Raw genomic sequence first — 11,612 nt, forward strand, 5'->3', positions numbered from 1 at the left:
CCGGGGCGCCCCTCGCGGTCGCGCCGACGCGGGCCGGGATCCCGCTGCGGCGCAGCGGGTCACGGTGCGCCCACCTCCCGGGAGCGGAGGATTCCTCGCGCTCGTAGGATGAGCGCATTCCGCTCCCCCACCGCGAAGGAATCCGATCCATGGGTCGTCGCACCACTCCCGCCCTCACCGTCACCAACGCCCTGATGCGCCCCGTCGCCCGCTCCCGCCGCAACCCCGACCAGGCCTGGGCCAAGGCGGCCGCCGAAGCCCAGCGCGAGACCGGCGTCGAGGCCGACCAGTCCGACCTCGTGTGGATCGAGGACTTCCGCTTCCTGCTCTCCTGCGTCGCCGGCGTGCCGGGGCTGACGCCGATCGGATGGATCAGCAGCCTCAACGACGCCAAGCAGCGCCTCATCACCCGCCTGCGCGTCCGGCAGCTCCACCGCGACCACCCCGAGGTCGGCGCCGAACCGATCGAGCGGCCGATCTTCGTCGTCGGCCTGCCCCGCACCGCCACGACGCTCGCCCACCGCATCCTCGCCGCCGCCCCGGCCCACCGCGGCCCGCTCCGCTGGGAGATGGCCCACCCCGACCTGCCGGTCGGCCCCGAGGTCGAGCGGCAGCGGGTCAAGCTCGCCGAGAAGGCGAACGTCGTCACCAAGTGGGCGCCCGACTTCGACGTCGTCCACCCCGTCGAGGCCACCAAGGCCGAGGAGAGCATCCTCCTGCTCCCCCACGGCATGTACCACGTGCTGTACCACTCGCCGATGCCCGAGTACCAGCAGTGGCTCGCCGAGCGCGACACGACCCCGGACTACGCCTACCTCAAGGCGGTGCTCCAGGTCCTCCAGCACGGGCGCGACCGCCGCCGCTGGGTGCTCAAGAACCCGCTGGACCTCGGCCAGATGGCGACCATCAAGCGGGTCTTCCCCGACGCGACGTTCGTGTGGACCCACCGGGACCCGATCACCGTCATGGGATCGCTGTGCTCGCTGATCGACCTGTCCTACTCGCTGTTCCTCAAGCGCGTCGACCGGCCCGCGATCGGGCGGCTCGCGCTCGAGGTCATGGCCGAGACCGTCGAGGCCGGCCGCACCTGGCGCCAGGGCCACCGCGACAGCGTCGTCGACGTGCCCTACCACCGGCTCAACGCCGACCCCGCCCGCTACGTGCCGGAGCTGTACCAGCGGCTCGGCGCCGCCTGGAGCGAGACCGACGCCGGCAACCTCGCCGACGCCCTCGCCCGCCCCGTCACCGACCGCAAGCACGAGTACTCGATCCGCGAGTTCGACCTGACCGAGGCCGACATCGAGGACACCTTCGGCGACTACCTCAAGTGGGTCGTCTCCCTCAACAGCTGAACCGGGCGCCGGCGCCGGAGTCCGGCGACGCACCCCAGGGGTCCGACGCAGGCCTCCGGCGCTCGGTAGGCTCGCGGCAGCGAACCGGAGAGGGAGTTGATTGCCGTGGGCGGCTACGGAGGGCAGCTCGCGCTGGTCGTGGTGCTGATCGGGTTGAACGCGGTCTTCGCGGGCAGCGAGATGGCACTGGTGACCCTGCGCGACAGCCAGATCCAGCGTCTCGAACGGGAGTCCCGGGGCGGGCGGGTGCTCGCCAGGCTCGCCCGCGACCCGAACCGGTTCCTCGCCACCATCCAGATCGGCATCACCCTCGCGGGGTTCCTCGCCTCGGCCACCGCCGCGGTCGCGCTCGCGCAACCGCTCGTGCCCGCCCTCTCGGTGTTCGGGTCGGGCGCCGAGTCGGTCGCGATCGTCCTGGTGACCCTGGTGCTCACCTTCGTCACGCTCGTCTTCGGCGAGCTGGCGCCCAAACGCATCGCGATGCAGCGCGCCGAGCGCTGGGCGCTCCTGGTGGCCCGGCCCCTCGACGTCCTGGCGACCGTCGCGCGGCCGGCGGTGTGGCTGCTGGGCCGCTCGACCGACCTGGTCGTGCGCCTCACCGGGAACAACCCGGCCGCGGGCCGCGACGAGGTCACCACCGAGGAGATCCGCGACCTCATCGAGGCGCAGGCCGACTTCACCGCCGACCAGCGCACCATCCTCTCCGGGGCGTTCGAGATCGCCGAGCGGGTGCTGCGGGAGATCGTGATCCCCCGCCGCGACGTCACCTCGATCCCGGCGGGCGCCTCCGCCGCGGAGGCCGCGCAGATCCTCGTCGAGACCGGGCACTCGCGGGCCCCGGTCGCCGGGCCCGCCGGCATCGACGACGTGATCGGCACCGTGCACCTGCGCGACCTGGTCGGCACCGACGCGACCGCCGCCGAGCTGGCCCGCCCCAGCATGCTGCTGCCCGAGAGCCTCAAGGTCACCGACGCGCTCCGCCGGATGCGCGACGAGCACGAGCAGTTCGCGATCGTGGTCGACGAGTACGGCGCGGTCGAGGGCATCATCACCATGGAGGACCTCGTCGAGGAGATCGTCGGGGAGATCTACGACGAGTTCGACCGCGACATCCAGACCGTGCAGCGCGAGGCGGACGGCGCGCTCGTCCTCCCCGGCGGGTTCCCCCTCCACGACCTCACCGACCTCGGCGTCGAGCTGGACCGGACCGGGCACGGCGACTACGCCACGGTCGCGGGGCTGGTCCTCGACCACCTCGGCCGCGTCCCCACCCGCCCCGGCGAGACCGTCGCCGTCGAGGACTACACGGCCGAGATCCTCAAGGTCAAGCGCAACGCCATCACCGAGATCCGCCTCCGGCGCGCCCCGGCGGCCGACGAAGGGGACGCGCCCGGATAACGGCGGGCGGCACCGATCACCACGGGCGGCCGGGAGGCCCTGACCGGAAGGAGCGACCCCATGCCGATCCGGGGCGTGCTGTTCGACGTCGACGACACCCTGTTCGACTCCGGGTCGGAGGCCGACAGCGTGCTCGCCTACCTGCGGATGCAGGGCATGCTGGACCGCTTCCCCGACGGCGCCGCGGCGCTCGGACTGTGGCGGGAGCTCAAGGAGCGCCACTACGCCCGCTTCCTGAACGGCGAGCTGACCTTCGCCGCCCAGCAGCGCGAGCGCGCCCGCGAGCTCCTCGCCCGCATCGGAGCGTCCGCACAGGGCGGCCCCTCCGACCGGGAGGCCGCCGCGTGGTTCGCCGGGTACCAGGCCCACCGCCACGCGTCCCGGGCGCCGTTCCCCGACGCCGAGCCCGCGCTCAGGGCCCTCGCGCCCGGCTTCCGCCTGGGCGTCGTCTCCAACTCCGCCGCCGGGCACCAGCGCCGCAAACTGGAGGCCATCGGCCTCCTCGCCTACTTCGGGGACCGGCTCGTGTGCTCGGAGCAGCACGGCGCGGCCAAACCCGCCGCGAGCATCTTCCTCGCCGGCTGCGCCGCGCTCGGCCTCCCGCCGCACGAGGTGGCCTATGTCGGCGACCAGTACGAGACCGACGCGCTGGGGGCGCGGCGGGCGGGTCTCCGCGGCTTCTGGCTCGACCGGGCGGGCGGCGGCTCCGCGGCCGACGCCGGGATCGGCGTCGTCCACTCGCTCGAGGACCTCCGGGCCACCCTCGCCACCCCAGACCCAAAGGCGCGCCTGGAGCATGAGCGCTCCTGACATGCCAGCGCGGCGGGTGCTCCCGGCGCCGGTCGATGCGCAGTGACCGGTCGGTGAAGCATGGCGTTGGGCGCGATCGTGTTCGCCATGGTCTGCTCGTCGCCTTCCCTCGGTGGTCGGTGGTCGGTGGTCGGTGATCGGTCCGGTTCTCGGTTCTCGCTGCGGTTTCGGCCCTGGGCCTCGCTGCTCCGGTGCCCGTGTCCCGGCTTCCGGATCCGGCTCCAGGCCGCCTCGGCCCAGGGTGCAGACGATCAACGATGAAGCGGTGAGGGCGGTGCCGCCGTGGCCGGGCCTGGACCGGCTGGGGGTTCAGGCGATCCGCGAGGGAGCGGTGAGCGGCTGGTGGAGGAGGCGTACCCGGTGCGGCTCAGTTCGACCCGAGGCTCAGGCGGGCGGGCGGCGGGACGAGTGCCGGACCGCGGCGTCCTCGGCTGCGCCGGGACGCCGCGGCCGGGGCCGCTTCGCAGCGGTCGTTCAGTTGCGCCGCGGCGTGATCCGGACGGTCCGGACCTCGAAGGGCGACAGTTCGAGCCGGAGTTCGCGGTCGCCGGACAGTTCGGCCCGGTTGCGGTCGAGCGGGCGTTCGAGGAGGTCGGCGTCGACCGCGGCGGCGGCGTCCGCGCCGAGCGGGACGAGCGCGGTGCGCCTGCCGCCCCAGGCCTCGTAGACGCGCACGACCACGTCGCCGCCGCCGTCGTCGGCGAGCTTCACGGCCTCGACGATCGCGCCCGGTGACGCCTCCCCGACCAGCGGTTCGACCGCCCGCGCGCCTCGGATCGGGACGGCGGGGACGTTGAGCCGGTAGCCCTCGCGGATCGCGGCGTCGACGCCGCCGACGACCACGGTCGTCCGCATCGAGTGGCGGCCCTGGTCGGCGTCGGGGTCCGGGGACATCGGGGCGCGCAGCAGCGACTCCCCCACCACGACGTAGACGCCGTCGTCGTTGTGGCGGCGGGTCACGTCGTGCCCGTAGGTCTGGTCGTTGGCGACGCCCACGCCGAGGCCCTCCTCGGCGACGTGCAGCCAGCGCTGCGCGACCGTCTCGAACCTCGCCGCGTCCCAGGAGGTGTTGGTGTGGATCGGCCGGTAGAGGTGTCCGAACTGGATCTCCGAGGCCGCGCGGTCGGTGTGCACCGCGAGCGGCAGCGCGAGCTTGAGAAGCCTGCGGCGCTCGTGCCAGTCGACCTCGGTGCCCAGTTCGAGCCGCCTGGCGCCCGGGGCGAGCGTGAAGGTCTGGACGAAGGCGCTCGCGCCCCGGCTGCGGCGGACGCGCACGAGCGCCGAGCCGTCCGGCAGCGTCTCGGCCTCGACGCCGTCGGCGCCGCGCAGCTCCTCGACGCTGTCGCGGTAGTCCTGGTCGATGTCCCAGGCCTCCCATTGGGCGGGCACGTCGCGGTGGACGCGCAGGAGCCCGAGGCGCTCCCCGGCGGGGACGACCTCGCGCCCGGTCTCGGCGTCGACGAGCGAGCGCACGAGCCCGTCGGCGTCGATCGCGACCCGGAGCAGGCCGTTGTCGAGAACGTGGCCGCCGTCGGCGGCGGTCAGCGCGACCGGCTCGGCGGCCGCCTCGCCCCGAGCGGCGACGGCGCCGGCCGGGACGCCGTCGACCGCGGCCGGGGCGGCGTTCGCCACCAGCGGCAGGTCGCCGTCGCCGGCGAGGGCGCGCAGGGACTCGGCGACGAGCGCCTCGAGTTCGGCGCGGACCGCCTCGTAGTTGCGTTCGGCCTCACGGTGGACCCAGGCGATCGAGGAGCCGGGGAGGATGTCGTGGAACTGCTGGAGCAGCACGGTCCGCCACAGGCGGCGCAGCCGTTCGGCCGGGTAGTCGGCGACTCCGGCGACGGCCGCGGTGGCCGCCCACAGCTCGGCGGCGCGCAGCAGGTGCTCCGAGCGCCGGTTGCCGAGTTTGGTGCGGTGCTGGGAGGTGTAGGTGCCGCGGTGGTACTCGAGGTAGAGCTCGCCGAGCCAGCGGGGCGCGTCGGGGTGCGCCCGCTGGGCGTCGGTGAAGAACGCCGCGGGGGCGGTCATGCGGACCTTCGGGGAGCCTTCGAGGTCGGCGGTGCGCCTGGCCCTGCCGACCATCTCGCGGGTGGGGCCGCCGCCGCCGTCGCCGTAGCCGAACGGGACGATGGAGCGGTTCGAGCGCCGCTGGTCGCGGGACTGGCGTTCGGCCCGCGCCAGGTCCTTTCCGGACAGGTCGGAGTTGTAGGTGTCGACCGGCGGGAAGTGCGTGAAGACGTCGGTGCCGTCGATGCCCTCCCAGCGGAAGGTGTGGTGGGGGAAGGCGTTGGTGTCGTTCCAGGAGATCTTCTGGGTGAGGAACCAGTCCGCGCCCGCCTTGCGGGCGATCTGCGGCAGGGCCGCCGAGTAGCCGAAGGAGTCGGGCAGCCACACCTCGCGCGGTTCGACGCCGAACTCCTCCATGAAGAACCGCTTGCCCTCGGTGAACTGGCGGACCATCGCCTCGGGGCCGACCATGTTCGTGTCGGACTCGACCCACATGCCGCCCACCGGGATCCAGCGGCCCTCGGCGACGCGGGCGCGGATCGACGCGAACAGCTCCGGATAGGACTCCTTGATCCAGGCGTACTGCTGCGCGGAGGAGGCCGCGAACGTGAAGTCGGGGTCGAGGTCCATCAGGTGCAGGACGTTCGAGAAGGTGCGGGCGCATTTGCGGACGGTCTCGCGCACCGGCCACAGCCACGCCGAGTCGATGTGGGCGTGGCCCACGGCGTAGACCTCGTGGGCGCTGGCGGCGGCGGGGGACGCGAGCGCGGGGGCGAGTGCGGCGCGGGCGGCCCGCGCGGTGCCGGGCACGTCGTCGGGGTCGAGGGCGCGGAGCATCGACTCGATCGCGCCGAGGAGGGCCTGCGAGCGCGGCAGGGCGGGCGGCAGCTCGCCGAGCAGACCGGTGAGGACGTCGAGGTCCAGCAGCAGCTCCTCGACGTCGCGGTCGCGGCGCACGAGTTCGAGGCGCTCAAGCCGGTAGATCGGCCCGTCCCCGGCGGTCGCCTTGTCGCCGAAGGGGGTCGGTGCGGTCCAGCCGTCGCGCATCACGTCGGGGTTGGCGGCGGCCTCGATGTACAGCTCGAACTCGCCGCCGGGGCCGGGTTCGACGGGCACGTGCCGGTTGCGCGGCGCGATCGCCTTGACCGTGGAGCCGTCGGGCCGGAATGCGAGCCCTTCGGCCTGGAAGCCCGGTCCGGCGCCCGAGAAGCCGAGGTCGACGAGCAGTGCGGCGTCGCCGCCCCAGCCCTCGGGGACGGTGCCGCGGACGTGGAACCAGGTCGTGCCCCAGGGGCGCGACCACGGCGAGCCGACCGTGAAGGGCTCGTACTCGGCTCGGATCGCCTCGGCGGGGGGCACCGGCTCGTCGGGCACGTCCCAGGCCGCGACGGCGACCGGGTGCGTCCCGGCCTCGCGTGCGGGCTCGAGCCATTCGCGGCGCAGCCGTGCCAGCTTCCCGTTCAGTCTTGCCGAATCGTCGTGCACGGGGTGGTTCCTTTCGTCGCGGGGGTGCCCGAACTGCCGAACCGATTTAGCACATCATTCAGCGTTAATAATGTCAAGGCCCTGCCGCGGTCGGCGTCGAAGTCCGCGTGCAGGCGGGAGGCGCGCGGGACGAAGCGCTCGTCGAGGACCATCGCCGCCGCCCCCACCGCGCCGACCCCGGCGCCCGCGGTGGTGCCCCGCACGACCGTGGGCTCGGGCCACCGCTTGCGGGTCCGGGCGAGCGCGGCCTCGCACGCGGGGAGGCAGTAGCGTTCCAGCCGTTGCCAATTGGGCCCGCCGAAGACGACGTGTCCGGCGTCGAGCACGCCGACGAGCATCCGCACGGCCTCGGCGACGCGGCGCCCGACCCGCTCTAGCGAGGCGACCGCCCCGGCCGCTCCGCGTTCGGCGGCCTCGCACAGCTCCGCGAACTGGAGGTCGATCGAGCGCGGCGTGGCGGGACCGGGCCGCGGGCGCAGGACGCCGGCCTCGACGGCCTCGGCGACCAGGCCGGCCGGGTCGGTGGCGACGCCGAGGCAGCCGCGCCGCCCGCACGGGCACGGCGGCCCGTCGGGGTCGACGACCATGTGCCCGATCTCCCCCGCGTTGCCCGCGCCCCGCACGATCTCGCCGCCCGCGCCGAGCGCCGCGCCGATGCCGGTCCCGAGGTACACGAAGAGCACCGTCCCGGCCGCGTACGAGCCGGGCCGGAGCCACATCTCGCCGACGAGCGCGGCGGTCGTGTCCTTGTCGAAGCTCACCTCGCCGCCGAACCGGGCGGCGAGCTCGCGCCGGACCGGGAACCCGTTCCAGCCCGACAGCCACGGCGGGGTGATCAGCGCGCCGGTGGCCAGGTCGACGGGGCCGGGCGTGGCGACGCCCAGGCCCACGACGCGGTCGGGCGGGACGCCGTTGCGGGAGACCAGCGCCGAGGCGGCCGCGGCGACGCGGCGGGTCGAGGCGAACGGGTCGGCGTCGAGGAGCTCGGCGTCGGCGAGCCGGTCGACGATCTCGCCCTGGAAGTCGAGCAGGACCGCGGTCGCGACCGCCGGGTCCAGGTGCACGCCGAGCGCGTAGCGCGCGGAGGGCACGATGCGCAGCCGGGTCCTGGGCTTGCCGCGGCCGATGATCTCGGTTCCCGCGGCCTCGACGAGCCCGGCGTCCAGCAGCCGCCCCACCAGGCCCGAGACGGTCTGGCGGGCCAGTCCGGTGCGTTCGGCGATCGCGACCCTGCTGATCCCGGCGTCCTGGCGCACGGCCTGGAGGACGACGAGCTCGTTGTAGCCGCCGATCCGCGGGAGGTTCGCCCCGAGACGCATCAGTCGCCGCCCTTCCACCCCGGCGGGGACGCCGTCGAGTGCCAGCAGCCTACCGCCGCCCGGGCGCGCGCGGCCACACCGCCGCGGCGGCGGTGACCGGCGTCCGGGCCTGCGGGCGCGCGGGGGCGGCGCCGTGGTCGTGGAGCTCCGGTCCTTCCCGGCGGGGCCGGCGGCGAGCGGGAGGCAGGGATCCGGCGGGAAACCGGCGGCTCCGCGTCCGTCCTCACGCGAGGCTGCGGCGACGGCGCGGCCGCGCACCGCGCGCGACCAGTCTCGACATCGGACCCAGTGACAGATTGAGTTCATAGTGGACAGATTTCGAGGCGGGATCGGGTGTCATAGCCTCGCCCCTGAAGCCGCCGAAGGGGCCCGGTGCCGCACGCGCCCTCGTGCGGCGCCCGTCCCCGATCCACTCGCCGACGCCCGGAACGAAGAAGGCCGAACCTGTCATGACCGAACACCCCAGCCCCGCCCGGTCCCGGCGGATGAACCGGGACCAGGCCGCCATGCTCGCGGTCGCGATCAGCGTCTGCGCGATCCTCGGCGCCGTGGGGTTCCTCGCCGTCGCAGTGCTCCCCGGCGAACTCGCCGAGCCCGCCCCCGAGGCCGCGCCCCAGCCGCCGACCGCCGGCCCGGCGGAGTCGGGAGGCGACGAACCGGAAGCGGCGCTGGAGTACTCGACCACCGAAGAGGTCGATCCGGACAGCCGGGAAGGCGTGGCGGCGCTCTGGCACGAAGCGCAGATCAACGCCGACCTCGAGGCGCTCGAGCCCCGCACGTGCGCGAACCCGTCGTCCGCCGTCGCCGCGGTGTTCCAGTACGCCGAGGCGTACGAGACGAACGACCTGGACTACACCGTCTCGAACGTCTACGTGACCTCGCGCGAGTACAACGGCGTCACCGAGGTGGCGATCTTCATGAACGACAGTGAACCGACCTACGACTACATCTGGGAGAAGGAGTCCAGGCCCGGCGACGTCATCTCGATCATGACCGTCGTCGAGGAGGGCGGCGAGTGGAAGGTGTGCGACGTCGAAGGGTTCGCCTGACGCGGCCGGAGGCGGCGCCGCCTCCGGCCGGGCCGGTGCTCAGGTCACGCCTCCCTGACCAGCTCGATCATGGCCGAGGCGTAGTCTCCCGGGTCGAGGCGCAGGTCCAGCCCGTGCGACAGCAGCACCGCCCCGTGGTGGAGGCGGTCCGTGCCCCGCTCCCGGTAGCGCGCACCGGGGTCGAGGCCGTGGAGCTTGAGCAGCGGGTCGCGGTAGCCGAAGGCGCGGGACCGGCGCCAGGCCAGGACCACCGTCCGGTCGCCGCGGTCGTACTGGACGCCGGCGACCGCGCCGGCCCGCAGCGGGCGGCGCCGCCCGTGCTGGACGGCGGGGCGGATCCGCTTGTAGTCGGCCACCAGCTCGGCGCCGCGCGCCAGGTCCTCCTCGCTCCAGACCCGCAGGTCCCCGCCGACGGCGAGCGCCCCGGCCATGGCGACGTGGAAGCGGAACTCGAGCGGCACCGCCCTGCGGGTCCACGGGTTGGGCGAGTCGGTGACCCACGCGCCCATGACGCGCGCGGGGTAGACCTGCGCGAAGCCCTCCTGGATGGCGATGCGGTCGACCGCGTCGGTGTTGTCCGAGGTCCAGACCTGGTCGGTGCGGCGCAGGATGCCGAAGTCGACGCGGCCGCCGCCGGAGGAGCACGACTCGATGCGCAGGGCGGGGTGGTCGGCGCGGAGCCGGTCGAGGATCGCGTACAGGTTGCGGGTGTGGTCGAACCAGAGCCGGTCGGGGTCGTCCTCGCCGGGCCAGCCGGCCTCGGTGAAGGGCCGGTTCATGTCCCATTTGACGAAGTCGATCGCGTTGGCGCTCAACAGCTCATCGAGGCGGGCGTGGACCCATTCGGCGACGTCGGGGCGGGCCAGGTTCAGCACCAGCTGCCGCCGCACCTCGCTGCGGCGCCGGTGCGGCTGGTGGTAGACCCAGTCGGGGTGGGCGCGGTACAGGTCGGAGTCGGGGTTGACCATCTCGGGTTCGACCCAGATCCCGAACCGCATCCCGAGCCCGTGGACGTGTTCGATCAAGGGCCCCAGGCCGTCGGGGAACCGGTCGGGGTTGGGGGTCCAGTCGCCGAGCCCGGCGCCGTCGTGGGTGCGCGAGCCGAACCAGCCGTCGTCCATGACGAACAGCTCGCAGCCCATCGCCGCCGCCCCCTTGGCCAGCCGCATCTGGTCCTCGGCGGTGAAGTCGAACTCCGTGGCCTCCCAGGAGTTGTAGAGGACGGGGCGGTCCTCGTCGGGGTGCGGGAGGACGTGGGCGCGGGCGTAGTCGTGCCAGGCGCCCGCGGCCGCGGCGAAGCCGCCGTCGGTGTGGAGTCCGGCGCAGACGGGGGTCTCGAGGGTCTCGCCGCCGCGCAGGCGGATCGAGACGGGGTCGTGGCCGAAGCCGGCGGAGACGGCGACCCGGCCGCGGGGGGTCTTCTCGACGGTGATCCGCCAGGTGCCGCTCCAGGCGAGGGCGGTCGACCAGACCGGGCCCCGGGTCTCGGTGGTCTGGCCGTCGTCGACGGCGACCCACGGGTTGGCCTGGTGGCCGGTGATGCCGCGGCGGGAGCCGATCACGGTCTCGCCGTGGGGGACGGCGGTGCGGGTGAGCTGTGTTTCGGCGCCCCATTCGCCGTGGAGCTGGCCGAGCCGGGGCGTCTCGAGTTCGGGGAGGACCCAGGTGGCCGAGTCGGCGCGGACGACCTCGATGTCCTCGGTGCCGGTGTTGCGCAGGACGAGCGAGCGTTCGATGACGTCGGTGTCGGTGAAGGCGCGGTAGGTGCTGCGCACTTCGAGGGGGTAGTGCCGGTCGGTGAAGACGAGGGTGAGGGCGCCGTCCGCTTCGGCCGCCTCGGTGAAGGCGAGTTCGAGGTCGCGGGTGCCGTCGGCGAAGCGGACTTGGAGGCCGTTGTGGCCGTAGCGGAACGCCGAGGCGGCGCTGAGGTCAAGGCGCGCGTCGCACCCGTCGACGACGGGTCTGAAGGGGGCCTCGGGGAGGTCGAGGAGGGCCAGCGCCTGCTCGGGGGCGAGCCGGGGTCCCCAGTGGAGGCCGTGGAGCCGGTCGTGGTCGTCCAGGGCCACGACGTAGCTCGTGTTCGGCGTGTCGACGGCCCAGAGGCGGGTTTCGCGCGCTGGCATTCGGTTTCCTTTCGCAATGGTGCGTGCTTCGCGGTGAGAGCCCGCCCCGATCGGCGGGGCGGGCTCTCG

At 74.0% G+C, this 11,612-nt stretch carries 7 protein-coding genes; 4 read left to right on the top strand and 3 right to left on the bottom strand.

All coding sequences use genetic code 11. The features are described from left to right. Positions 1-149 precede the first annotated feature (149 nt). From LO763_RS05620 to LO763_RS05630, 3 genes are all read left to right on the top strand, one after another. Complete coding sequence (locus LO763_RS05620; protein ID WP_230600987.1) at positions 150-1,352, top strand: sulfotransferase family protein; 1,203 nt, start codon at positions 150-152, stop codon at positions 1,350-1,352. A gap of 105 nt (positions 1,353-1,457) precedes the next feature. Beyond that, positions 1,458-2,750 carry a hemolysin family protein gene (locus tag LO763_RS05625; RefSeq protein WP_230600988.1) on the top strand — a complete coding sequence of 431 codons (1,293 nt, stop codon included), beginning with the start codon at positions 1,458-1,460 and terminating at the stop codon, positions 2,748-2,750. Between the two features lie 60 nt (positions 2,751-2,810). After that, positions 2,811-3,560, top strand: coding sequence for an HAD family hydrolase (locus tag LO763_RS05630; protein WP_230600989.1), 750 nt, complete (start codon positions 2,811-2,813; stop codon positions 3,558-3,560). 474 nt (positions 3,561-4,034) lie between these two features. On the opposite strand, the gene LO763_RS05635 is transcribed toward LO763_RS05630, so the two are convergent. Both LO763_RS05635 and LO763_RS05640 read right to left on the bottom strand, forming a co-directional pair. Continuing rightward, positions 4,035-7,052: an alpha-mannosidase gene (locus LO763_RS05635; protein WP_230600990.1), complete on the bottom strand. Its 3,018-nt coding sequence runs from the start codon at positions 7,050-7,052 to the stop codon at positions 4,035-4,037. After that, positions 7,028-8,371 (bottom strand): ROK family transcriptional regulator, encoded by a 1,344-nt coding sequence (locus LO763_RS05640; protein ID WP_230600991.1) that lies wholly within the window; start codon positions 8,369-8,371, stop codon positions 7,028-7,030. Before LO763_RS05640 ends, LO763_RS05635 begins: the two co-directional genes overlap by 25 nt. A 449-nt stretch (positions 8,372-8,820) precedes the next feature. Here LO763_RS05640 and LO763_RS05645 point away from each other — a divergent pair, with 449 nt between their 5' ends. Further along, positions 8,821-9,420 (top strand): hypothetical protein, encoded by a 600-nt coding sequence (locus tag LO763_RS05645; RefSeq protein ID WP_230600992.1) that lies wholly within the window; start codon positions 8,821-8,823, stop codon positions 9,418-9,420. Between the two features lie 44 nt (positions 9,421-9,464). Here LO763_RS05645 and LO763_RS05650 read toward each other — a convergent pair whose 3' ends face one another. Continuing rightward, positions 9,465-11,543: an alpha-galactosidase gene (locus tag LO763_RS05650; RefSeq protein ID WP_230600993.1), complete on the bottom strand. Its 2,079-nt coding sequence runs from the start codon at positions 11,541-11,543 to the stop codon at positions 9,465-9,467. Positions 11,544-11,612: the final 69 nt, after the last annotated feature.

Origin of the sequence: Glycomyces amatae (assembly GCF_020991375.1) — a bacterium.
GTDB classification, from domain to species: Bacteria; Actinomycetota; Actinomycetes; order Mycobacteriales; family Micromonosporaceae; genus Glycomyces; species Glycomyces amatae.

Coding starts and splice junctions, on each gene's coding strand:
- LO763_RS05620 (WP_230600987.1), top strand. CDS start 150: ATGGGTCGTCGCACCACTCCCGCCCTCACCGTCACCAACGCCCTGATG.
- LO763_RS05630 (WP_230600989.1), top strand. CDS start 2,811: ATGCCGATCCGGGGCGTGCTGTTCGACGTCGACGACACCCTGTTCGAC.
- LO763_RS05640 (WP_230600991.1), bottom strand. CDS start 8,371: ATGCGTCTCGGGGCGAACCTCCCGCGGATCGGCGGCTACAACGAGCTC.
- LO763_RS05645 (WP_230600992.1), top strand. CDS start 8,821: ATGACCGAACACCCCAGCCCCGCCCGGTCCCGGCGGATGAACCGGGAC.
- LO763_RS05650 (WP_230600993.1), bottom strand. CDS start 11,543: ATGCCAGCGCGCGAAACCCGCCTCTGGGCCGTCGACACGCCGAACACG.